At 69.3% G+C, this 23,690-nt stretch carries 22 protein-coding genes; 4 read left to right on the top strand and 18 right to left on the bottom strand.

Annotated elements, in window-relative coordinates; all coding sequences use genetic code 11:
• Window positions 1–15 precede the first annotated feature (15 nt).
• The gene (locus tag AB3M34_RS03765; RefSeq protein ID WP_370617747.1) at window positions 16–939 is read right to left on the bottom strand and encodes a hypothetical protein; all 924 of its coding nucleotides are present in this window, start codon (window positions 937–939) and stop codon (window positions 16–18) included.
• A 134-nt stretch (window positions 940–1,073) separates the two neighbouring features.
• On the opposite strand from AB3M34_RS03765, the gene AB3M34_RS03760 reads away from it, so the two are divergent.
• Window positions 1,074–2,153, top strand: a complete 1,080-nt coding sequence (locus AB3M34_RS03760; protein WP_370617746.1) for a Rieske 2Fe-2S domain-containing protein — start codon at window positions 1,074–1,076, stop codon at window positions 2,151–2,153.
• 52 nt (window positions 2,154–2,205) lie between these two features.
• Window positions 2,206–3,345 carry a thiolase family protein gene (locus AB3M34_RS03755; protein WP_370617745.1) on the top strand — a complete coding sequence of 380 codons (1,140 nt, stop codon included), beginning with the start codon at window positions 2,206–2,208 and terminating at the stop codon, window positions 3,343–3,345.
• Window positions 3,346–3,408: 63 nt separating this feature from the next.
• Here the strand turns inward: AB3M34_RS03755 and AB3M34_RS03750 are convergent, their stop codons facing one another.
• Complete coding sequence (locus tag AB3M34_RS03750; RefSeq protein WP_370617744.1) at window positions 3,409–4,422, bottom strand: MBL fold metallo-hydrolase; 1,014 nt, start codon at window positions 4,420–4,422, stop codon at window positions 3,409–3,411.
• Between the two features lie 107 nt (window positions 4,423–4,529).
• Here AB3M34_RS03750 and AB3M34_RS03745 point away from each other — a divergent pair, with 107 nt between their 5' ends.
• Window positions 4,530–5,558 (top strand): DUF7065 domain-containing protein, encoded by a 1,029-nt coding sequence (locus AB3M34_RS03745; protein WP_370617743.1) that lies wholly within the window; start codon window positions 4,530–4,532, stop codon window positions 5,556–5,558.
• Window positions 5,555–6,613, top strand: a complete 1,059-nt coding sequence (locus AB3M34_RS03740) for a phosphotransferase family protein (protein WP_370617742.1) — start codon at window positions 5,555–5,557, stop codon at window positions 6,611–6,613. Before AB3M34_RS03745 ends, AB3M34_RS03740 begins: the two co-directional genes overlap by 4 nt.
• 45 nt (window positions 6,614–6,658) lie before the next feature.
• Here the strand turns inward: AB3M34_RS03740 and AB3M34_RS03735 are convergent, their stop codons facing one another.
• Genes AB3M34_RS03735 through AB3M34_RS03660 form a run of 16 tightly spaced genes read right to left on the bottom strand, consistent with a single transcriptional unit; the run spans window position 6,659 to window position 23,623 of the window.
• Window positions 6,659–8,773, bottom strand: coding sequence for a hydantoinase B/oxoprolinase family protein (locus AB3M34_RS03735; protein WP_370617741.1), 2,115 nt, complete (start codon window positions 8,771–8,773; stop codon window positions 6,659–6,661).
• Entirely contained in the window at window positions 8,770–10,836 is a 2,067-nt protein-coding gene (locus AB3M34_RS03730) for a hydantoinase/oxoprolinase family protein (RefSeq protein WP_370617740.1), read from the bottom strand. Before AB3M34_RS03730 ends, AB3M34_RS03735 begins: the two co-directional genes overlap by 4 nt.
• A 52-nt stretch (window positions 10,837–10,888) precedes the next feature.
• Window positions 10,889–11,605 (bottom strand): PaaI family thioesterase, encoded by a 717-nt coding sequence (locus AB3M34_RS03725; protein ID WP_370617739.1) that lies wholly within the window; start codon window positions 11,603–11,605, stop codon window positions 10,889–10,891.
• A gap of 13 nt (window positions 11,606–11,618) precedes the next feature.
• Window positions 11,619–11,924 carry a hypothetical protein gene (locus AB3M34_RS03720; protein WP_370617738.1) on the bottom strand — a complete coding sequence of 102 codons (306 nt, stop codon included), beginning with the start codon at window positions 11,922–11,924 and terminating at the stop codon, window positions 11,619–11,621.
• A gap of 46 nt (window positions 11,925–11,970) precedes the next feature.
• Window positions 11,971–12,192: a ferredoxin gene (locus AB3M34_RS03715; protein WP_370617737.1), complete on the bottom strand. Its 222-nt coding sequence runs from the start codon at window positions 12,190–12,192 to the stop codon at window positions 11,971–11,973.
• A 22-nt stretch (window positions 12,193–12,214) separates the two neighbouring features.
• Complete coding sequence (locus AB3M34_RS03710; protein WP_370617736.1) at window positions 12,215–13,516, bottom strand: NADH-ubiquinone oxidoreductase-F iron-sulfur binding region domain-containing protein; 1,302 nt, start codon at window positions 13,514–13,516, stop codon at window positions 12,215–12,217.
• Between the two features lie 10 nt (window positions 13,517–13,526).
• A complete protein-coding gene (locus AB3M34_RS03705) occupies window positions 13,527–13,922 on the bottom strand; it encodes a Rieske (2Fe-2S) protein (protein WP_370617735.1) in 396 nt (131 codons plus the stop codon).
• The gene (locus tag AB3M34_RS03700; protein WP_370617734.1) at window positions 13,923–15,071 is read right to left on the bottom strand and encodes an amidohydrolase family protein; all 1,149 of its coding nucleotides are present in this window, start codon (window positions 15,069–15,071) and stop codon (window positions 13,923–13,925) included.
• A gap of 44 nt (window positions 15,072–15,115) precedes the next feature.
• Window positions 15,116–16,195, bottom strand: a complete 1,080-nt coding sequence (locus AB3M34_RS03695; protein WP_370617733.1) for an amidohydrolase family protein — start codon at window positions 16,193–16,195, stop codon at window positions 15,116–15,118.
• A 56-nt stretch (window positions 16,196–16,251) separates the two neighbouring features.
• Entirely contained in the window at window positions 16,252–17,733 is a 1,482-nt protein-coding gene (locus tag AB3M34_RS03690; RefSeq protein WP_370617732.1) for an MFS transporter, read from the bottom strand.
• On the bottom strand, window positions 17,730–18,638 hold the full coding sequence (locus AB3M34_RS03685) for an alpha/beta fold hydrolase (RefSeq protein ID WP_370617731.1): 909 nt from the start codon (window positions 18,636–18,638) through the stop codon (window positions 17,730–17,732). Before AB3M34_RS03685 ends, AB3M34_RS03690 begins: the two co-directional genes overlap by 4 nt.
• Before the next feature lie 36 nt (window positions 18,639–18,674).
• On the bottom strand, window positions 18,675–19,553 hold the full coding sequence (locus AB3M34_RS03680) for an alpha/beta fold hydrolase (RefSeq protein WP_370617730.1): 879 nt from the start codon (window positions 19,551–19,553) through the stop codon (window positions 18,675–18,677).
• Between the two features lie 23 nt (window positions 19,554–19,576).
• Window positions 19,577–20,641: an ABC transporter ATP-binding protein gene (locus AB3M34_RS03675; protein WP_370617729.1), complete on the bottom strand. Its 1,065-nt coding sequence runs from the start codon at window positions 20,639–20,641 to the stop codon at window positions 19,577–19,579.
• Complete coding sequence (locus tag AB3M34_RS03670; RefSeq protein WP_370617728.1) at window positions 20,641–21,762, bottom strand: ABC transporter ATP-binding protein; 1,122 nt, start codon at window positions 21,760–21,762, stop codon at window positions 20,641–20,643. The genes AB3M34_RS03675 and AB3M34_RS03670 overlap by 1 nt, the downstream gene beginning before the upstream one ends.
• Entirely contained in the window at window positions 21,759–22,661 is a 903-nt protein-coding gene (locus tag AB3M34_RS03665) for an ABC transporter permease (protein WP_370617727.1), read from the bottom strand. Before AB3M34_RS03665 ends, AB3M34_RS03670 begins: the two co-directional genes overlap by 4 nt.
• A complete protein-coding gene (locus AB3M34_RS03660; RefSeq protein ID WP_370617726.1) occupies window positions 22,658–23,623 on the bottom strand; it encodes an ABC transporter permease in 966 nt (321 codons plus the stop codon). The genes AB3M34_RS03665 and AB3M34_RS03660 overlap by 4 nt, the downstream gene beginning before the upstream one ends.
• Window positions 23,624–23,690 lie beyond the last annotated feature (67 nt).

Genomic DNA, 23,690 nt, shown 5'->3' with positions numbered 1-23,690 from the left:
ATCGCCGTCGCCGGCTCAGAAGGTCTCCGGGATGCCTGTGCCCACGACCGGCGGCGCATCGGGCGACGAGACGTGCTCGACCTGTTCGAGGACCCCGAATCCGGTGATGCCGGAGTACGCGACGTCGAACGGCGTGTACGCGCGTCGGACCCAGCCCTCGTCGCCCTCGCGCTCCTGGACGAACGCGACATGCTGGTCGAGGCTGCGGTAGCTACCGAGCACCGTGACCCCTGGGTCCCCGTCGAGCTGACAGATCATCCGCAGCGGCACTCGACGCGCGGGGCCGTCGATGCGGAACGTCGACACCGTCATCGACTCCGTGGCCGTGTGCCGCTGCAACGCGGCGGGCCCGACACCGTCCGGCGTCTGTGGCGCAGTGGCGAGCAGCGACGAACCGTCCTGGAACGCCGCCTGGAGCCTGGCGCCGTCGTCGTCGTGGTGGGCGCCGAGACTCCTCTCGCCCACCCATGCCTGCCCTTCGACCCGGTAGATCACGCTGCCCGCCGCGACGGTGCCAGAAGCCCTGAAGACCTGCGAACCCTGCAGCCCACCGTCGGTGAAGGGGCGTTGTCGCGGGACGGGCAAGGAGAGGGGCTCCAGCACGAGATCCAGCGTGAGCGGCACCCGGAACGCCGCGGACTCGCTGTCCTCCGCCAGGTGCTCGGCCGGCTCGAGGTCCTCCGACGTGTGCGCGGAGACACGGACACGCTGAGCGCGGCCCTCGGTCGTCCAGCTCAGGTCGGGGCGGTGACCCGCGTCCCCGAAGCCGGCGTTGAACCAGAGCGTGACGCCGTCGGCCAGGAACAGCAGGGCTCGGTCCAACGACACTCTGACGCCTCGGGACACGACGATCGTGAGAAGCGCCCCGGACACGTCGTCCATCAGGACCAGCTCGACCGTACGGGCGGTCGACCTGTCGTCCGTCTCTGCGGTAGCCAATCTGGGCTCCTCCTCAACGTCGCCGGCGACGCACATCGTGTGCCGACCGCCGGTGCAGGTTTGACTCTGTCGCTACTCTGGCCCACTATAACCAACTAACCAGACAGTTGGGTTCAACGAGTTCGGAGACAGCGATGAAGGATTGGCCGTACGACGTATTTCCTACGGGGTGGTACCAGATCGGATACTCGGCCGAGCTCGCGCCGGGAGACGTGCGTCCGGTCAAGTTCTTCGACCAGGACCTCGTCCTCTTCCGATCGGACGACGGCGAGGTGTCGCTGCTCGATGCCTACTGCGCCCACCTCGGCGCACATCTCGGGCACGGCGGACGGGTCAAGGGCAACTGCATCGAGTGCCCGTTCCACGGCTGGCTGTGGAACACGGACGGGTCGCTCAAGGAGATCCCCTACGCGCCGAACGCGACGCGGAAGGTGTCGCTGGACCGGTGGCACACCGCCGAGGTGCAGGGGTTGCTGATCGCCTGGTACGACGGGCACGGGCGCCCACCGTTCTGGGAGTACCCGGGCGTCCCAGAGTTCGGTGATCAGGAGAACTTCTACCCGATCTACCCGTACGGCGCCGACCACGTCGGCGTGCGCAAGATCATCACGCAGATGCCGATCGAGAACACTCCCGACTACTTCCACTTCCCGCTCGTCCATGGCACGGGGCAACCCGGTCGGCCGCGACTCTGGGAGGAGCAGGGCGAGTACCTGCACACCCGCATGGGCTACTGGTTCGGGTACGGCAAGCAGGCGTCGTGGCTGACGCCCGACGGACCCGTGGACGGCGAGACCGAGACCGAAGCCTGGGGGCTCGGCCTGTCTCTCGCCCGCTTCCACATCGACGACTTCATCACCGCCCAGATGACCGCGACGACCCCCGTCGACAAGGAGCACTCGCAGATCTTCTGCACCATGGCGGTGTCGCGCGAGCCCGGGAGCAAGATGGACGACCCGCCGACGGGTCGAGCGGAGCAGATGCTGCGCTTCCAGGACGCTCAGATCCGTCGCGACTTCGCGATCTGGGAGAACCAGAAGTACATCGAGCATCCTCCGTACGCCGGTGGGGAGGAGATCTACTACTCGCGGTTCCGCCGTTGGTCGAAGCAGTTCTACCTCGACAAGCCCTACCGCGACGGCGCCACCCTCGAAGGCGACCAGCGCAAGGCCGAGGACTGGACCGTTCCCACGTACGACCACAACCCAGCGTGACCGGCCGAGAGACGGTTCGGCTCACCGACTTCAGAGAAGGTAGTCCACAACCATGAGAGATGCGGTGATCGTCGGCGCTGTCCGCACGCCGATCGGCAAGCGGAACGGCGCGTACGCCGATGTCCACCCGGTCGACCTCTCGGCGCACACGCTCCGTGCGCTGGTCGACCGCGTCGGACTGGACCCCGCGGCCGTGGACGATGTCGTCTGGGGCTGCGTCCAACAGGTAGGGGCGCAGGCCTTGAACGTCGGCAGGCTCGCCGTCCTGGCCGCAGGCTGGCCAGAGACCGTTCCTGGGACGACGGTCGATCGGCAGTGCGGATCGTCTCAGCAGGCTGTGCACTTCGCCGCAGCAGCGGTGGTCTCAGGGCAGGCCGACGTCGTCGTCGCCGGTGGGGTCGAGAGCATGTCGATCGTGCCGCTGGGCGCCACGTCGGTCGAGGAGTACGGGAGACCGTACGGACCGATGTTCGCGGCGCGCTATCCGCAGACCCCCGACCAGGGGATCGGCGCCGAGATGGTCGCGGAGAAGTGGGGCTTGTCTCGCGCGCAGCTCGACGAGTACGCCCTCCGCTCCCACGAACGCTCGGTCGCGGCCATCCAGAGCGGTGCGTTCGATTCTCAGTACGCCCTGGTGCCAGGGACAGGGCTCACCACGGACCAAGGCGTGAGGCCCGACACGTCGCTCGAGGTGCTGAGCTCGCTGAGGCCCGCGTTCAAGGAAGACGGCGTGATCCACGCGGGCAACTCCTCGCAGATCTCCGACGGTGCCGGCGCGCTTCTGATCACGACGAGCGAGAAGGCCAAGGAGCTGGGGCTTCGCCCCCTGGTCCGGCTCCGCAGCCTCGCCGTGGCGGGCGACGACCCGACCATCATGCTCACCGCTCCGATCCCCGCAACGGCGAAGGCCCTCGCGCGCGCCGGGCTCTCGATCGGCGACATCGGAGCCTACGAGATCAACGAGGCCTTCGCGTCCGTCCCGCTGGCGTGGTTGGCCGAGACGCAAGCGGATCCAGAGCGGCTGAACCCCCTCGGCGGCGCGATCTCGGTGGGACACCCCCTCGGAGGCTCGGGTGCTGCGCTGATGACCCGCCTCGTCCACTCCATGGTGGACAACGACATCCAGTACGGGCTGCAGAGCATGTGCGAGGGCGGGGGCATGGCCAACGCCACCGTTCTGGAACGAGTCTGACCGGGCCGATGGCGGGTGAGGGAGCCCCTCACCCGCCATCGGTCGCGTCCGGCGGCGGCCGCGTCAAGCCAGCGCGTACTCGTCGACGTCGTCGCCTCTCACGCTCAGGACGCGTCCCTCGAGGTCGAGCACCTCGAGGTGAGCACGAGTCTCCTGGACCGCCATCAGCTGGTCCATCGGCCCGAGATCGCTGAGGGCGCGCTCGCGCTTGGTCCAGGGGATCCGCTTCGCCACGTCGAACGCCGTTCGCGCCCCCGCCCCCACCGCGTCGCCGCACTGCGCCAGCCTGACGTCGTGGTGGTGGAGCAGCTCGTCGACCCGAGCGTGGACGCTCGGCCCCACGGCGCCGTGCGCCGGCAGCATCCTCGCGTCGGCGCGCTCCTTCACGAGGCGGAGCGAGGCGAGGTAGTCCGAGAGGGACATGTGCCGCTCGTCGGTGACCTCGAACCCGATCGACGGGGTGATGCGGGGAAGGATGTGGTCACCGGTGAAAAGCACGCCGATGTCGTCGCTGGCGAAGCACACGTGGCCGCGGGTGTGCCCGGGGGTCGCGAGGGCCTCGACGGTCAGGTCGCCGAGCTCGACCTTGTCACCGTCGTGGAGCCAGTCGGTCGGCTCGGCGTACTTCTCCGACCCCGACTGCGGATGCAGGAACGGCTCGACCATCGACATCGGGACGCCGCTGCGGGTCAGCGACGAGACGAACGCCCGCCTGCCGTGGGTGCCGTCCTGGATCGCGTCGAGCGAGGCCCGCTCACCGGCGCCGAGGAGCACGCGGCACCCTCGGCTCCGCATGAGCTCGACGGCGAGCGTGTAGTGGTCGGGGTGGACGTGCGTGACGGCGATCGTGCTGACGTCGCCGAGCGAGGCGCCGACGGCGCCCAGCCCGCGCTCGAGGTCGCCCATCGCGTCGCCCGCGAACCACCCGGCGTCGACGAGCCCCACCGATCTGGCCCCGACGATCGCGTAGACGTTGGTCGCCTCGAGGGCGTCGCCAGGCATCTCCACCGGGATGCGGTGCACGTCCGGGGCCACCGTCTCGACGACCACATCTGCCCACTCACGTCGCTTCGCCATCACGCCTCCAACTCGGTTCACCCTTGGGTCGTACCGCCGGCGCTGGCTTGACAGCGTCCGACGACTTTCCTATGTTACCAACCAATCAGTTGGCTTTGGAGGTCGGCATGGACATGCTCGTGGAGACGATAGCCCCGGAGCACGAGTTCCGTCATCGCCCCGACGACGACCCGGCGTACAACGAGAGCACCTACTACAACTTCTCGTCGAGCGAGGCCGGGATCACCGGGTGGGTCCGGGTCGCCATGCAGCCGAACCAGCCGTCGGCGCAGGCGGGGATCCTGCTGTTCCTGCCCGGCGAGACCCTGTTCGACTACCGGCGGACCCGCGAGGTCTCCCCCGACCAGCTCAGCGCTGGGGGTCTGCACATCGAGATCGTCGTGCCGCTGGAGAAGCAGCGCCTCCGCTACGAGGGCACCCTCGCCTCGTTCGCCGATCCCCGCGTCCTCAGCACCCCGTCGGACGCGTTCAAGAAGGCGCCTCGGCGCCAGGTGACGATCGACCTGACCGTCGAGGGTGACGGGCGGTCCTTCGGCACCAACGGCGACGACCCCGCGAACGTCGTGGAGTCGACCATGGCGCTCGGGCACTTCGAGCAGTTCATCACGGTCAGCGGTGAGATCACCGTGGACGGCGCGTCCCACTCGCTCGACGGCGCCGGTCTGCGCGACCACTCATGGGGACCGCGCGACTGGGCCGGTCCGCTCTGGTACCGGTGGATCACGGCCAGCCTCGACGACGGCTCCGCGATCATGGTCCTGTACGTCGCACGCCGCGACGGCGAGGTGACGCGCGAGGCTGCGGTCGTCCGCGACGGTGTGTTGAGTGCGGCCGAGTTCGAGAACGTCACCGTCACGTGGACACCGGACGGCTTCGGCGAGCGTGTCGTCTGCGCCCTGCAGACCGACGACGGCCCGCTGACCCTCACGGCGACGGCGAAGGAGCCGGCGACCTTCGCGCCCCTGCGCCACAGCCGCACGGACGACGACGGCACCGTCCTGGACACCCGCATCGGCTACGCGCCGTACGAGTTCCTCACCAGCGACGGTCGACGCGGCACCGGCATCGTCGAGATCCTCGACCAGATGGTCGACGGACTCCCGATCGGTATGCGCACCGCGACGGACTCTCGATGACGACGTCCACGCATGCGCCCCGGTCCGTCACGCCCGAGGCGCAGGACTGGCTCGCGCGGGCACTGCCCGAGGCGGTCCCGCCGTTCCATCTGGTGGCCATCACCGGCGGCTACAGCATGCTGACATCGCTGATGACCGACACCGCCGGAAACACGTGGGTCCTCCGGCAACCCCCATCCGGGCAGAGCAGTGGCGGCGCCCATGACCCGTTCCGCGAGTCACGCACGATGGCGGCGCTGTGGGAGTCGGACGTGCCCGTACCCCGGGTCCGGGCCACGGGTACGTCCGACGATCCGCTCGGTCCGTGCCACGTCACCGACTTCGTCGACGGTCTCGTGCTCACCGAAGCCGCTCAGGCGCAGGCGGCGCTGACCCCGGAGGCCCTCCGAGTAGCGACGACGAATCTCGTGGAGGCGCTGGCGGCGCTGCACGATGTCGACCCAGAGGCTGTCGGGCTCGGAGATCTCGGCCCGAAGGAGAACTACAACGGTCGGCAGATCCGCCGCTGGCACTCCATCCTGGACACCCTCGCCGAGGCCGCCGCACCGGAGGTCAGCCGTCGCATCCCTGGCCTGCGGGCCGTCGGCGACGACCTGGCACGACGTCTCCCGGTCGACACCGCCGGCCGTCTGGTGCACGGCGACTACCGGCTCGGCAACACGATCACCGCCACGGACGGGACCATCCGCGCCATCTTGGACTGGGAGCTCGTCACCCGAGGGGAGCCGCTCGCCGACCTCGGGACGCTGCTCGTCTTCTGGGATCCCCCTATCGAGGCGATGCTCGGCACCCGCGTGCCGACCGCGGCGCCCGGATCGATCAGCGCCGACGAGGTGGTCGACACCTACGTGGGCGAGACCGGCGCTGACGTCAGCGACCTGTTCCTCTACCGCGCGCTGGCCAGCTGGAGACTCGCCTGCCTGACGCTGCGCACGGCCGTGCGGTTCGGCGATGGAGCCGGCAACAGCGACGCAGACCCGCTCTTGTTCCTCCGCACCTGCGACGTGTGGACCAGCCTCGCCCGCGAGCAGCTCTCGGTGCGAACCGGCGCGTGACGGCCCACGTCGTCGACGCGGGCCGTCACCGTCGGAGTCGCGTTGTCAGCCGTCCGCGAGCCGGGTCCACCGCCGCGGCAGGCTGCTGAAGGTGGCACCGCGCGACGGCGGGATGGCCTCGGCGTAGAGCCGCCGACCGTCGACCGGGTCGAGATAGCTCCGCTCGACGATGCCAGGGACGATCTCCTCGTCGAGCACCAGGCAGCCGTCGAGCCATAGGTCGGGAGCGTGGGCGAGGACGGCGCCGCTCTCGGTGGCCACCGCCGTCGCGCCGCGCTGCTCCACCCCTGCGTACAACGGGAGTGCCGGCTCGTCGAGGTCCGACGCGCGTGCCGGGGAGCTCTGCGGGCGGGCCGCAGGCGCTGCCTCGGTGAGACGCCGACCGAGCAGCGTCTCCCGCAGTGCGAGGGTCGCGTCGAGATCGAGCCCACCGTCGCTGACCGCGACGCCGTAGACCGCCTCGGCGTCGTCGACCGACACACGGCCGGTGACGAGGTCCGCGACGACGGCTTCCGGGTCGCGCGAGAGGGGATCTCCGTAGCCGCCGCCGGAGGCGATCGCGAACTCGATCGCCTCGTCGTCGGTCACCACGACGTCGCTGCACTTGGCGGGCAGCACCTCCTGGGACCCGTCCGCGCAGTGCTTGACCATGTGGTTCACCGCACCGGGCGAGCCTCCGGCGGCCCCGTTGATGGGCATGCGCTCGCGGATACCGATGAACTGTCCCTGGATGACTGGGGTGCGGTGCGGGCGGATCTGCATGTGGCACCCACCTCCGCCGCGATAGGCGCCGGCGCCGAAGCGGCCGCGGCGGATCCGCTTGAAGTCGGCGATGACCGGATAGAGCAGCTCGAGCATCTCGACGTCGATCGCCTCCATGATGGGCTTGCGCGTCACCATGAAGGTCCACAGGTCCGTCCCGTCACGGTCGTGGCTCCCCGACGCGCCACCCATCGCTCCGTCGAGCATCATCCAGCCGTCGGGCATTCCATCCGGCGTCGTGTAGGCCCAGGTCTGGATGCCCATCGCGGTGTGGGCGATCGGGCCCGTCTGGAACGGGCGCGCCTCCGACTCGGGCGAAGCCGCGATGGCGAGCATGACGCACTCGGTGGCCGCGCTGCTGGCATTCATGGCCACGTCGCAGTGGGCCGACGCGATCGGCGCGGGAGGCGCGCTGTCGACGACGGAGCCGGGCGGGCAGACGAGCGTGACAGGGTCGAACATCCCCTCGTTCAGCGGCAGCTCACTCACGAGGATGTCCGAGATGTCACCGACGACCCCGGCCGCGACGATGTGCGGCGTGGTGTTGAAGTAGTGCTGCGTCTGCGCGGGCGCCCCGGTGAAGTCCACGAGGAGCTCCTCACCGGTCACGGTGACCTCGCACGGCAGCTCGTACAGGTCCTCGCCCCACTCGGCCCAGGCACTCGTGCGGTAGGTGCCGTCGGCGAGCTGACCGATCCTGCGTCGCATCTGGACACGAGCCAGGTCACGCAGCTGTGCCACGCCGGTCTCGAACCACGCGGGGCCGCGGTCGCGCGCGATCTCGGCCAGCTTGTTCTTGGCGACCATGCACCCCGCGACCAGGCTCCGCAGGTCCATCTCGACCAGATCGGGCACCCGGACGTTCGTCCGCAGGATCTGCCAGACGTCCCGCTGCTCCTCGCCGGCCCGGAAGAGCCGCACCGGCGGCATCCGCAGGCTCTCCTGGAAGCAGTCGGTCGCCTCCGGGGTCCAGCTCCCGAAGACCATGCCGCCCATGTCCATGAGGTGGCCGGAGTTGACCACCCAGGCGACGACGGCGCCGTCGACGAACACGGGGACCTGGACCAGGACGTCCTGGGAGTGCAGCCCGCCACCGTTGAAGGGGTCGTTCGAGAAGAACACGTCGCCGTCGGTGATCGACGACCCGTGCGTCTCGAGCGTGACCCGCACGGCGGGGCCGCAGACGCCGAAGTGGTGCGTCACCGCTCCGCCGGCGACCATCAACGCGCCGTCGGCGTCGAGGATGGTGCACGAGTAGTCGCGGCACTCGGCGATCACCGGGCTGATCGCGGTCCGCTCGATCGCGATCGCGCCTTCGTCGGCGACGGCCTGCAGCCGCGAGCGGAGCACCTGCAGCTCGACACCGTCCAGGTGCGGGAGCTCGGAGATCGTGGTCATGAGCGGTCGTCCTCCATCACGATGGTGCGGAACTCGTCGAGGCGGGCGCTGAAGCCTTCCGGCACCCAGGTCGTGGTGTCGTCGGAGTCGATCACCACCGGGCCGGACAGCCGGTGTCCGGGGAGCAGGTCGCTCCTGTCGTACACGTCGGTCGCGGCGGGAGCGGCACCCTGCACCATCTGCACGTCCCGCTGCCGACGGGGCTCGGCCTCTTCGGTCGCGCGCCGAGGGTCTGGCACGAGCGTCGCCCGGACCGTGCGCCCGATGCCGGTCGCGCGCAGGGTGACGACCTCGACGGGTGCCCCGCTCACGAGGGCACCCTGGCCGTAGCGCGACTCGTACTCCGCCCGGAACCGCGCTGCCTGGCGCTCCTGGTTGTCGGCGTCCATGCCGCCCTGCCAGACGAGCTCGTGCTCGAACTTCTGCCGGCTGAAGCGGAGATCCGCCGAGATCACGATCTCGGTGGCGCCCCCGTCGATGCCGTCCGCGGCGAGGTCGTCGCGTACGCCCCGCACGAGGTCCGCGAGGACGTCGTCGAGCGGACCCTGCGGAGCGGGGACCGTGCTCGTCACCGAGCGGCTCCGCTCGCGTCGTACGTCCGAGGTGGACGCTCCGAACGCCGACAGCACCGAGGCGAGCTCGGGGACGAGGACGCGGCGGATCCCGAGCGCCGACGCGATCTCGGCGTTCGCCAGACCGCCGCAGCCGCCCATGCTCACGAGCGTGAACGCGCGAGGGTCCGCTCCGCGCTCGGCGAAGCGCGCTCGCAGCGCCCGCACCATGTTCGCCCGGGCGATCTCCCAGACTCCCCACGCCACGTCACGGGCATTCGAGCCGAGGCGCTCGCCGAGCTCGGCGCAGGCCTGACGCGCACGCTCGGCGTCCAGCGCCATCCCGCCACCGAGGAAGTGGTTCGGATCGACGAATCCGAGGACCACGAGCGCGTCGGTGACCGTGACGGCCTCCCCACCGCGCCCGTAGCAGATCGGACCGGGATCGGCCCCGGCCGACTGCGGTCCCACCTGAAGCATCCCCACCGAGTCGACCCAGGCGATGGACCCGCCGCCTGCGCCGACCGAGTCGATGTCGATCATGGGCATCGCCGTCCAGAACCCCATGAGGTTCCCTCGGGTACGCCGCGCGGGCTCGCCGCCGGAGATGAAGGAGACGTCGTACGACGTTCCTCCCATGTCACCGCTGACGGCCTCCGTCACCCCGGCAGCACGGCACACCTCCAACGCGGCGACGACACCAGCCGCGGGGCCCGACTCGGCGAGGATCGCGGGAGCAACACCCGCCTCGTGGACCGACACCGAGCCGCCACCGGAGTGGACCAGCAGCGGGGGGTGCCGCAGGCCGTGATCCATGAGCGTGGACACGAGACGTTCGACCCCGGTCAGGGCGCCGGAGGTGTAGGCGTTGAGGAGCGCGAACTGGGTGCGCTCGAACTCGCGCACGATCGGGAGGAGCTCCGCCGCCGACACGACGGCGAGTCCGGGATGGCTGCGGCGCAGCAGATCGACAGCGAGACGCTCGTTCTTGTCGTTGGCGGGCGCCCAGAGGAACGAGACGACGACCGCCTCGACACCGAGGTCGTCCACGAGGTGTCGACCGGCGGCGCCGAGCTCGGCGGGGTCGAGCTCCTTCAGGACCGATCCGTACCGGTCGACCCGCTCCGTCACTCCGACGATGTTGGCGGGGCTCACCAGCGCAGGGGGCGGGAGGAGCCAGCCGTCGGAGGGGATGCGCATCGCCCGCGCGATCGGCATCAGGTCCTCGAAGCCCGCGGTCGTGATCAGGCCCACCCGGCGACCCGCGCGAGAGGCGATCGCGTTCGTCACCGCCGTCGTGCCGAGACCGAACCGGTCGACACGAGGCAGCAGAGCCTCGAGCGTCGAGCCCACGCGCTCGGCGACGAGCCGGCACGCGGCCAGAACTCCCTCACCCAGGTCGTGCGGTGTCGTCGCGGCCTTGGCTCGCCAGACGGTGGCCCCGTCTCCGAGGACGACGTCGGTGAAGGTTCCACCGACGTCGACGCCGATGCAGAGTCCGGTCGAGTCCATGCGCGCTCCTCCTGTGCGGTGGCTGCCTGCGGGGACTATACCGACCAACTAGTTACTTGGGAATAGCCGAATCTCGTCCACTCGGCGACGCCGCCAGCGGCGGGCGCTTCGGCCAGATCGCGTCAGAGCTCTCGAGCCAGCGGGGCAGGATGAGCAGCGCCTCGGCCTCAGCGGTGACAGTGCCCTCGGCGTCTCGGCACGTCGCCCGCATGACCCGTTTGAGCCCGTCGAGCTCCTCGAGCCACGCGTCGACCGTGACCCTGCCGAGCGGCGTCGGGCGCCGGTAGCTCACCGTCAGCCTCGCCGTCATGCCGAGCTTGCCCACAGCAGCGGCCGCCTCGGTGAACAGCTGGTCGAGGACGAGGGCGATGACCCCGCCGTGCACGCACCCGGGCGGGCCCTCGTAGACGGCGCCCAGCTCGAGCGTGGCCGTGGCTCCCCTCTCGTCCCAGACCATGGCGTGCTCGCCGATCGCGACGGCCAGCGGGTTCCGCAGACCGAGGACGGCGTTGCCGTGCTCGCGTGCGCCCCCGTCGTGACCGAGCTCGATCCCGAACGACCCGTCGCGCGCCGTCTGGAGCAGGCGCGCAGTCACCGCCTCGACGGCCGACGTGGCGCGATCCACCTCGTCGAGGTCGACCTCCGTCCGCAGCTGTGCGTCGCACAGGGCCCGCACCGCGTCCGTCAGGGCCGCGTGGGCCCGATCGCTGCGTTCCAGGTGCTCTGCCGTGAGCGACGTCCGGGAGTACGTGACGAGGCCGTCGGTCATTGCTCGCTCCCTGTCACGGCGTCGCCGGTGGGAAAGACGAGTAGAAGGCGATCGACGTCCGTTCGTCCATCGCGGGACCGGGGGTGATGCCGGCAGCGCCGAGGGCAGCGAGCGCCTCGGGGACCGGTCCCTCGATCTCGTAGATCGCGAGGTACCGGAAGTCGCTGTCTCCCGAGCCGGCCGCCGGCTCGTCGAGTGCCACGTAGCGCCGTGCCCCGACGAATCCAGGGACCGACAGGATCTCCGGCACATGCTGGTCGGAGTACCACGTGTTGAACTCGTTCTCGCGCCCGTCGACCGGGTTCGTCCTGACTACCATGATCGCGCTATTCATCAGTGCTGGCTCCTCTCGCCAAGGTGTCGTGCTACGAGCTGGCGATCGCCGGCTGCGGGGACGGCAGCGTCAGGATCGCGTGGACGGGGCAGTCGAGCAGGGCGCGCCGCACGCCCTCCTCGTCCTCCGGCGCCACCTCCCCGGTCCCGGCGAGCGAGACGTAGCCCCACTCGTCGAGGGAGAACGTCTCCGGGGCGTGGGCGGCACAGAGGCCGAAACCGTCGCACAGTGTTCGGTCGAGCTTGATCTTCACCTCAGGTGTCTCCTCTCGGTGCTCAGCTCGCCGTGGGCAGGGCCACGGCGAACGGCGGATCGGACAGTCGGTCGGCGACGGCGGCGCAGGTGCTGCAGCCGTCGTCGAGGTGCGCGGAGACGAGGTCCGGGAACTCGCGCAGCAGGCTCGCGGCGACGTTCGTCGCGCCGTCCAGCGTCCCGCACGCTCCACGCCCCCGGAGGAAAGTCGACCAGTGGCGCAGGCGCTCCACGTCCGACTCCTGCGCCCGGTGGTCACCGAGCGCACCGAGCACCGCGCTCATCGCCGCCGTTCCGTTGAAGCAGGACCCGCACTGCCCCGCGTTCTCGCGTGCGAAGTACGCCATCACCGCCGCGGAGACCGCGACCGGACAGAGGGTCGACGAGATCACCGACACCGCGCCACAGCCGAGCCCGCTGGCGGCAGCCTTCATCGCGTCGTAGTCGAGCGGGACGTCGAGCGCCTGCGGCCCGACCACCCCGGAGAAGTAGCCGCCCATCAGGAAGCCGCCGACCGACCCGACGTCCTCCCCGAGCCAGCTCAGCACCGACCGCAGCGTCTCGCCGAACGGCACCTCGTACAGGCCGGCCGAACGGCACCCGGTGAGCGTCAGCAGAAAGGTGCCCGGCGAGGTGTCGGTGCCGACCTCGCGGTAGAGGCTCGGCCCCAGGCGCTGGACTACCGGCAGGTTCGCCAGCGTCTCGACGTTGCTCACCATGGTCGGCCGACCACCGACGCCCTCCTCGAACGGGCGTGGCGGCTTGTCGGTCGGGAGGGCCGGGCCACCGTTCAACGCCTGGACGGCAGCGGTCTCCTCCCCGGCCACGTACGACGGCTCGACGACGGTCACCGTGACCCGCGCGTCCCAGACTCCGCTCCCGGCGAGCTCGTCCAGCGCCAGCTCGACGCTGAGGGCGCTGGTCGGGTCGGAGACGTAGAGGTGGAGGGTGTCGCTGCCCGTCATGGTCCCGGCGAGCCGCAACCCGTCGAGGACGAGGTGCGGGCGGTGCCGGAGCAGCCACCGGTCCTTGACCGAGGCAGGCTCGCCCTCCTCTCCGTTGGCAACCACGACCGGTGAGCCGTTCGCGCGTACCGTCGCGATCTTCTGGCTGATCGGGAAGGCCGCACCGCCACGGCCCCGTACGCCGGCCTGCAGGACGTCGTCCAGCAGCCGGTCGGCGTCGTCGACCGCGGCGTATCCCCCGGTCGCGAGGTACGCGGCGAGATCCTCGCGTTCGGCAAGCTCCGTCAGGAGACGCGGCTCGATGCTCGGGTAGGACGCGACCACCTCCATGGAGACGGCGTCGTCTGCTGTCAGGCTCATCGATGTCCTCTCATGCCGTCACGATGACGTTGTCGCCGTCGATCCGGACGGGGTACGTCCGGATGCTCCACTCCGGCTTGACGGCGGTCGTCCCGGTGGCGAGCTCGAACCCCCACTGGTGCCAGGGGCAGTAGATGAACTCGCCGTCCCTCACCTCCGCGGCGCCACCGGGCAGGTCGGTGTCGACGACCGTCTGGCCGTGGGTACGACCTCCGCACAGCGGTCCGCCCTCGTGAGGGCAGTAGTTGGCGATCGCGTAGAACTTGCCGTTCACGTTGTAGACGCCCACGCCGTACCGCCCGATCGGGACGACCTTCGATGCGCCGGGCTCGATCTCGTCCACGGTCGCGACGACGTGCTCGCGCCCTCGGGCGAGAGGCGCCTTGACCGTCTCTCTCTCGCGCATCTAGTACGGCCTCTTCTGACCGGGCAGAGCAGGAACCGTGCTCGGCAGCTTGAAGAGCTCGATCGAGTTCTCGAACATGATCTTGTCCCGCCACTGCTCGGGCATGTGCTTGGCCACCCACTGCGGGTCGTCGAACGTCCAGTGCGGGTAGTCCGACGAGAACAGCAGGAGCTTGTCGGCCTCCATCCACTCGAGCGCGTGGGTGAGCTCGAGCTTGTCCTCCGGATAGTCCAGGGGCTGGGTCGTGAACCAGATGTGGTCCTTGACGTAGTCGGACGGCTTGCGCCTCAGACCGTTCTCCGGCCCACGCGCCGCGTAGATCGCGTCCATCCGCCACATCAGCGGCAGGACCCAGTTGAACGCGTGCTCGATGAACACGATCTTCAGCGTCGGGAAGCGATCGAACACGCCGTCGAAGATCAGGCTCATGACCTGGTTCGCGGCGAGCATCGAGTAGGAGACCATCAGGTCGTGGTTGTACGTCATGAACCCGACCGGTGACATCGGCAGCTCGTTGTGCTGGCCTCGCCCGAGGTGGCACGCGACAGGGATGTCGTGGCGGGTCGCAGCCTCCCAGATGGGGTCGTACTTCGGGTGCCCCCAGGAGGGACGCATCTCGGCGCTGATGAGGACCTGGGACATGTACGGGTGTCCCACCCACTCCTCGATCTCACGAGCGCCCGCCTCCGGCATCTCGATCGCGGCGCAGATCGAGCCGCGGTAGCGCTGGTGCCAGTTGTTCTCGCTGTCGAGCCAGCACTTGTCCTGCCACTTGTTGTACGCGGAGGCGATCTCGTGTGCCTCCTCGTCGGTCTGCCCGCCGTTCGGGAGAGGACCGAGGATCGCGATGTCAGAGCCGGCGTCCATGATCAGCTGCCGGAACGTGAGGTCGGGATCGGACCCGGCGAAGTTGCCGTCGTCGGGGAACGAGTCGGTCCTCATCGCGTACGCGTGGTTGTAGTCGGGCGCGTCGTAGTACACCGGATTGCCGGCCATCGCACTGCGCTGCGCGAGCAGCTTGCGCAGGCTGTCCGAGATGAACTGGTCGATCTCTCCGTAGCGCGGAGTCGGGTGGACATCGCTGTCGACCACGCGAACCTGCACCTGCTCGGAGCCGACCTTGCGTTCTTTCGTCGTGTCGATCGTCATCTGTCTCTTCCTCTCGTGGAGTGGCCGATCGTTGGTGGGTCGATTCAGGCGGGTGCCGGCACGGCGGCATCGAGCCCGTAGAGGGTGGCCGCGTTGCCACCGAGCACCTTTGCTCGCTGGTCGTCGCTCCAGGCTCTGGGGAGGTCGTCGGGACCGACGGTCTGCCAGCTCGGGTAGCTCGAGCCGAAGAGGAGCATGTCCTCCTTGCCGGTCATCCGGAGCCACTCGTCGGCGAAGTCCGCGTCACCAGGACCGTCGAGCAGTCCGTTCACGAAGTAGACGTGGTCGGGCAGGTACGAGCTGGGGATGTTCGGCGACCACGGCGTCTGCTCCAGGTGCGGTCGGCCGAAGGTGTCGAACCGCCAGATGAACGGTGTCAGCATGTCGGCCGCCCCGTCGGTCCACACCACCTTGAGATCGGGGAACTCCTGGAAGACCCCCTCCGCGATCATGTTGAGGAGGTGCCAGACGAAGGTCATCGGCTGGTACGCCGCGAGGTGGGAGTACGTACGCGTGATGCCCGACGGTGTCGGAGGGTGCGTGATCCCCGCACCCATCTCCAGGTGGACCGCGACCGGGAGGTTCGCGTCGCAGGCGGCCCGCCAGAGCGGCTTGAAGTGGGACCGCCCGTACGGCTCCTCGGTCTGCATCGGGAGCCCGATCTGCACGATGCGCGGATGCCCCTTCCAACGCTCGATCTCACGGACCGCGCCGTCGATGTCGCGCGGATTGACCCGGATCGTGCCGCGGAACCGGTCAGCGTAGGTGTCGGACTCCAGCCACCGCTCGACCAGCATCTGGTTGGTTGCGGAGAGGATGGCCGTGCCGAGGTGCCAGTCGGGGAGGATCGATGCCGCGGTCATCGGGTGCAGGATCGCGAAGTCGAAGCCTCGGTCGTCGAGGATCACCTTGCCGACCTGCTCGGGGTCGGATCCGGGGTGGGTCCCGTCGGGGTTGTCCGATCCCTCGACGTACCTCGGGCCGGGCGGGGCGAACCAGGCGACGTCCACGTGCGGATAGCCCCGGCTCTTGAAGGGCTCGCGCAGGTAGGTGCGTAGGTCAGCATCGGACTTGAAGAACACCTGGACGCTCGCGTCGATCAGGTGACCACGTGGTGCGTTCATCTCGGCCTCACTCTCTCTCGGAATGCCAGTCGTTCTCGGAGCGCCAGGGAAGCAAATTATTGCTCCGCTAGACGGTACTGCGGGAATGTCGAGGCTGCAGGGATCTCGCGTCCCACAAGCCTCTGATCTGGGAGCTCGTTCGCGGTGTCGCGCGGGATGAACCACACGAGGACGCTCGCGACGACGCCTGCGCCGGCGAGCACCCAGCACGTGACGTGGATGGTGGTGAGCGTCGGGAACTCGTGACCGCCGACCACGACGGCGGTCGCGGACGTCAGGGCGGCCAACGCCGCGGTGGACGCCGAGGTACCGATCATCCGGCACAGCGAGTTGACGCCGTTCGCCGACGCCGTGTGACGTCGCGGCACGGCCGACATGATGATCATCGGCATGGCCGCCATCGCGAGCGTGCTGCCTGCGCCGATCAGCACCGAACCGAGCACGACATGCGCAACGGTGTCGTCCAGAAGCACCCGCAGCGCGTACGCGACCGCCATCGTCAGCGAGCCCGACAACAGGACGAGACGTCCGCCGTACCGGCGCAGCAGCAGACCGAGCAGCGGGGCGGCGACCACGAAGACGGCAGCGGGCAGCGCCATCGCCAGACCGGTCTGGCCGGCGGTGAGGCCGAGCCCTGCCTCGATCTCGGCGGGGCTGCCGAACTGCAGCGAGGCGAGCAGCAGGTTCGAGAGGAGCCCGAGCGCGATGATCACCGAGGCGACGTTCGTCAGGAGGACCGGGCGACGAGCGGTCAGTCTCAGATCGATCAACGGCTCGTGCTTGCGCAGCTCCCAGGGAACCCACACCGCGACCGCGACCACGGCCGCGACGAGGAGGGAGAGCGTCGTGGCGCTCGCCCATCCCCAGGTGTTCCCCTGGGAGAGGACGAGCAGGAACGGCACCAGTCCCATGGCCAGCAGGACGGCGCCGACCCCGTCGAACCGCTCTTTCCTGCCGTCGGGTGCTCCGCGAGGGAGGAGCCACCAGGCGGCGAGCGCCAGCAGCCCGGCGAACCCCGCGACGAGCCAGAAAAGCGAGCTGTAGCCGAGCGAGCCGTACAGCAGGCCCGCCAGCGGGAGCCCGACGGCCGAACCGATCCCGAGGGTGGCGCTCACCAGGGCGATCCCGGAGCCGACGCGCTCGGGGGGAAGGACGTCCTTGAGGATGCTCATCGAGACCGGGAGGACCGACGCGGTCACGCCCTGCAGCGTGCGGCCGACGAGCGCCACGGCGTAGTCCTCGGTGAGCGCGAGCATCACCGAACCGACGAGGAGCACGACGAGCGCGAGGAGGACGAGGCGCCGCTTGCCGTACATGTCGGCGAGCCGGGAGACGATCGGCGTCGCCAGTGCCCCGGCGAGCATCGTCGCCGTGATGATCCACGAGGCCTCGACCGTCCCGACCCCGTAGATCTCCGGCAGCCGCGACACGAGCGGAAGCAGCAGCGTCCCCTGCAGCGCCGCGAGGACACCCGTCACGGCGAGCACGCCGATGGTCGCCCACGGCGGGACGGGATGACGGTCTCGGGTACGGATCACGCCGTTTCCCCGTCGATGGTCTGCTCATCGATGAAGGCGAGGAACGACGGCGCGCCGTCGACCCAGAACTCGAAGCCGACGTCCTCGCCGTCGCGGCGTCGTACGCCGCGCTGCTCCCAGGCGTCCTCGGGCCACGGCGGCTCGATCAGCCGCGCACCCTCGATCAGCGACAGCACCTCCCGCGACGTCCGCGCCGGGTGGTCGTAGTCCTTCACACCCCCACGCACGATCAGCGTCGGAACCTTGACCTGCGCGAACTCCCAGTCAGCCACACCCGGGATCGCCTCGTTCGCCTTCGGGATGTACGCGTCGAACCAACGCTCCATCACCCGCTCGAACTCCTCGGCCCCGACCTCCAGCAGCCGCTCCTTGTTCCGAGGGTTCGCCTCGCACAGATCCGCCCAGCTCCCCGCCGCACCAGGAATCGAGAGCACCGCCTCGATCCCCCCAGCACGAACCGCCCGAAGCTCCGGCAGCACGTACACACCCGCCAGACTCATCGTGGAGAACGTGCCCCCGACGATGCACCAGGTCAACAGCTTCGTGACCTTCTGCGGATACATCATCGTGAACACGATCATGTCCCGGGCACCGCCCGATCCCCCGGCCGCGACGACCTTCTCGATCCCGAGCACGTCGAGCATCAACCCGAGCGTCTCCGCCCGCATGTGCGACTCCGACCGCCCGTACAGCTGCACGTCCGAACGACCACAGTTCGGCCGATCCCACAGCAGCACCCGCTTGCCACCCGCAGCCAACGCCTCCGCCAGCTCATGGACACCGCCGTAGTCCTTGCCGAACCGACCACCCGGCGTCAGCACCACCACCTCGCCGTCCTCCGGACCGACGAACTCGTACACCACGACCCCGCCGTTGACCTCGACCTCGGCGTCGGGCATCTCCATCTCCCGTCCTCGATGGTGTCGACTACTCGTTGACGCTCACTCGTCGATGAAGGCGAGGAACTCGGGAGCGCCCAGCTGCCAGAAGTCGAACAGGCTGCCTCGGCCCTGTCCGGTGGCCGCCGCGGCCTGCTCCCAGGCGTCCTCGGGCCACGGCGGCTCGATCAGCCGCGCACCCTCGATCAGCGACAGCACCTCCCGCGACGTCCGCGCCGGGTGGTCGTAGTCCTTCACACCCCCACGCACGATCAGCGTCGGAACCTTGACCTGCGCGAACTCCCAGTCAGCCACACCCGGGATCGCCTCGTTCGCCTTCGGGATGTACGCGTCGAACCAACGCTCCATCACCCGCTCGAACTCCTCGGCCCCGACCTCCAGCAGCCGCTCCTTGTTCCGAGGGTTCGCCTCGCACAGATCCGCCCAGCTCCCCGCCGCACCAGGAATCGAGAGCACCGCCTCGATCCCCCCAGCACGAACCGCCCGAAGCTCCGGCAGCACGTACACACCCGCCAGACTCATCGTGGAGAACGTGCCCCCGACGATGCACCAGGTCAACAGCTTCGTGACCTTCTGCGGATACATCATCGTGAACACGATCATGTCCCGGGCACCGCCCGATCCCCCGGCCGCGACGACCTTCTCGATCCCGAGCACGTCGAGCATCAACCCGAGCGTCTCCGCCCGCATGTGCGACTCCGACCGCCCGTACAGCTGCACGTCCGAACGACCACAGTTCGGCCGATCCCACAGCAGCACCCGCTTGCCACCCGCAGCCAACGCCTCCGCCAGCTCATGGACACCGCCGTAGTCCTTGCCGAACCGACCACCCGGCGTCAGCACCACCACCTCGCCGTCCTCCGGACCGACGAACTCGTACACCACGACCCCGCCGTTGACCTCGACCTCTCCCTCAGCCATCCGTACGCCTTCCTCTCGTTGTGTCATGCGACCACTGCGCGCCCTGCGGAGTGGTCTGTCTGCGCCGACGTGTCGAGCTGCGGCTCATCCGTCGCCGACTCGTCCAGCGGGAAGTGGCAGGCCGCGAAGCGGCCAGGACGCACCTCGCGGACCTCCGGCTCCTCCCTCGCGCAGACCTCCTGCGCCAAGGGACATCTCGTACGGAAGCGGCACCCCGTCGGTGGGTTCAACGGTGACGGGAGATCGCCGGAGAGGGCCGCTTCCTGGATCTGCGCCTCGGGGTCCGGTTCCGGGATCGACTGGGCCAGCGCCCGCGTGTAGGGATGCGCCGGCGACGCGAAGAGGTCGTCGGAGCTGGCCACCTCGCAGACCTTGCCGAGGTACATCACGACGATCCGGTCGCTCAGGTTCTTGACCACGGCGAGGTCGTGCGCGATGAAGACCATCGTGAGCTGGTAGCGCTCCTTCATCTCCTCGAGCAGGTTCATGATCTGGGCCTGGACCGACACGTCGAGCGCGGAGACCGGCTCGTCGCAGATGAGCACCTCGGGGTCGAGCACCATCGCGCGGGCGATGGAGATGCGCTGGCACTGACCGCCCGAGAACTCGTGCGGACGTCGGTCGGACGCCGTGTCCGGGTCGAGCCCGACCCGTTCGATCATCGACTGGACCCGCGCCGCGACCTCCTTCCTGCTGCTGCCGCCCTGGACACGAAGCCCTTCGGCGATGATGTCCTTCACCTTGCGGAGCGGGTTGAGTGACGAGATCGGGTCCTGAAAGATCATCTGCAGCTTGCGCCGCTGCCGGCGCAGGGTGGCGCCCTTCGCACCCGCGATCTCCGCCCCTTCCAGCAGGATCGATCCGGAGGTCGGTGCCGGCAGCTGCATCACGGCCTTCGCCACGCTCGACTTGCCGCACCCGGACTCGCCGACCAGTCCGACCGTCTCTCCTCGCCTCGCGTCGAAGCTCACGTCCGACACCGCGTAGACACGTTCGCCCCGGCTCCCGACGTACTCGACCGTCAGGTTGCGGACGCTGAGCACGATGTCCTGCTCGTCGCGCAGGTGCGCCGTCCCGCTGCCGGCCATCAGACCGTCACCCCCGACAAGACGGGCGTTCCGGCCGCGGTCACGCCTGCTTCGATGTTGCGCCGGCGAGCGACGTCTCCCTCGGGCGTCCCGAGGGGGAAGAAGCACGCCGCGGAGTGGCGCTCGGAGTCCGGTGTCGTCACCAAGGTCGGGGTCTCCTTCGTGCAGCGGTCCTGGGCGGACGGGCAGCGTGCGGCGAAGCTGCATCCTGGCGGTGGATCGACGATGGTCGGGGGTCGCCCGGGGATCGACGCGAGCCTCGTGTGGCTCGGATGGTCGAGCTTCGGGATCGCGTCGATGAGCGCCCGCGTGTACGGGTGACGCATGTGGGAGAAGAGGCGTCGGGTCGGCGCCATCTCGACGACGCGCCCGGCGTACATCACGGCGATGTTGTCGGTCCGCCCGGCGACGACGCCGAGGTCGTGGGTGATGAGGATCATCGCCATCCCGGAGCTCGCCTGGAGGTCTCTCAGCAGGTTGAGGATCTGGTGCTGCACCGTGACGTCGAGCGCCGTGGTCGGCTCGTCGGCGATCAGGAGCTTGGGCGAGCACGAGATCGCCAGCGCGATCGTGACGCGCTGCCGCATTCCGCCGGAGAGCTCGTGCGGGTACTGGTCGAAGCGCTTCTCCGGCTCGGGGATGCCCACCAGGCTCAACAACCGTACGGCCTCCGCGCGCGCCGCCTTGGCGTCCAGGTCGAGGTGGTAGCGCAGCGTCTCGGTCAGCTGCTTCCCCACGGTGACCACCGGGGTCAGCGACGTCATCGGGTCCTGGAACACCATCGCCAGGTCGACGCCCCACAGGTGCTTGTTCTTCTTGGGGTTCACCGTGGCGAGGTCGACGCCGTCCAGCCTGATGTGGCTGCCGTCCAGGACGCGGGCGTTGGGCGCAAGGATCTTCATGATCGCGCGGGAGAGCACCGACTTGCCCGAGCCCGACTCGCCGACGACGCCGAGTGTCTCCCCCTTGCGCAGCTGCAGCTCGACGCCGTCGACCGCACGGACCATCCCGCGAGGCGTGCCGAACCACACCCGGAGGTTCTCGACCTCGAGGAAGCTCTGGTGCTGCTCGATGTCGCCGACCACGGCATCGTCCACGAACGGTTCCGTACCGGTGCTCATATCGAGGACTCCCTACCGACGCGGCCCCGCGCCCAGTCGCCGAGCCTGTTGAACGAGAAGACAGTGAGGAAGAAGAAGAGGGCGGGTACGAGGACGAGCTGCGGCTCGTCGCTGAGCGACTCGCGCCCCGCCGCCAACATGCCGCCCCAGCTCGGCGTCGGCGGTGGGACGCCGACTCCGAGGAAGCTGAGGCTGCCCTCGGCGACGACGAGCGTGGCCATCACCACGAGGGCGAGGGACAGGATCGGCAGCATGACGTTGACCAGGAGCTCGCGCGTCAGGATGCGCAGCGGCCGTGCGCCCAGTGCCTTCGCGGCAGTGACGAACTCCCGGTCGGCGAACGCGATCGTGTTGGCGCGCGCCACCCGGGCGAAGTTGGGGATCCCGACCAGCGCGAGCGCCACCACGAGCGTCAGCAGTCCCGGCTGGAGCGCGGTGACGACGGCGATCAGGAAGATCAGCGGCGGGAACGCCAGCATGAAGTTCACGAACAGCGAGCTCGTGGCGTCGGCGGCACCGCGGAAGTATCCGGCGATCATCCCGATGGTGACGCCGATGAGGAGCGACAGGCTCGTCGCTCCGATCGCGACCGCCATCGAGACGCGGGCTCCGTAGACGATCCGCGACAGCACATCCCGGCCGATAGCGTCCGTGCCGAGGAGATGGTCCGCCGACGGCATGGCACTGAACGAGTTGGTCACCTCGTTCGGGTCCGGGATCGGCAGCACGCCAGCCAGGAGCGCCGCCAGCGCGACGAGCGCGATCCACACGACGCCGAAGAAGGCCCCGTAGTCACGGCGCCGCCGCACCGGTCGTACGTGCTCGTCGAACACCTCGAGCGGTGCTTCGATCTCCGTCGCGCTCTCCGGCCCAGGTCGCTGCTGGACGAGCTCGGTCATGACGTCCTCACCTTCCTCACGCGCGGGTCGAGCAGTGGGTACGAGACATCGACGAGGGTGTTCATGAGCAGGTAGACGATCGCGCTGAGGAGGACTACGGCCTGCACGACGATGTAGTCCCGCGACTGGATGGCGGTGATCACCAGCGTCCCCATCCCGGGGAGGGAGAAGATCGCCTCCACGAGGACGGTGCCGCCGATGAGTCGACCGATGACCACACCGGAGACCGTCACCAGGGAGAAGGAGGACTGCCGCAGGGAGTGCCGCGTGAGGATGCTCCGGGTAGGGAGGCCTCGCGCGCGGGCCGAGAGCACGTGGTCCTGCTGGAGGGTGGCCATCATGTCGCCCTTGAGGAGCCGGGTGAAGAGGACGCACTCGCCGGCTGCCAGCGTGATCACAGGCAGGATCAGCCGTTTGACGTGCTCGGCGGGGTCCTCGGAGAACGGGACCCACCCGAGCACGGGCAGGACGCCGAGCTTCACGGCGAAGACGTAGACCAGGAGGATGCCGAGGACGAAGGCCGGCGTGGCCAGCGTCGCTGAGATCATGAAGGTGGAGGCACGGTCGACGACACTGCCCGGGCGGTACGCCGACCAGACCCCGACCGGGATCGAGACGGCGAGCGCCACGATCATTGCGAGGACGGCCAGCTCGATCGACACCGGTGCGCGTTCGAGGATCTGGTCCGAGACGCTGAGGCCCGTCTGGAACGAGCGCCCGAAGTCGCCCTGCAGGATCCCTCCGAGCCAGTCGAGGTAGCGCTGCCACATCGGGTCGTTGAGGCCGTACTGCTCCGCCGCCGCGGCGCGCTGCTCGGCCGTCGCGTCCGGGGGGAGGATCGCGTCGACCGGGTTCCCCGGGATCAGATCGAGGAGCAGGAAGACTGCCACCGTGACGAGGAACAAGAGCAGGAAGAACCTCGCCACCGAGCTGGCACGACGTCTCCAGACCACCACATTCATGTCTCGACCATCCGTTCACTCGCTGTCGGTTCGGCGGGTGCGGGGCGGAGGGAGTTGCCCCGCACCC

The sequence above is a fragment of the Mumia sp. Pv4-285 genome (assembly GCF_041320275.1).
Classification (GTDB): Bacteria; Actinomycetota; Actinomycetes; order Propionibacteriales; family Nocardioidaceae; genus Mumia; species Mumia qirimensis.
The sequence above is the reverse complement of the archived record's forward strand: the minus strand, read 5'-3'. Positions and strand labels throughout refer to the sequence as shown.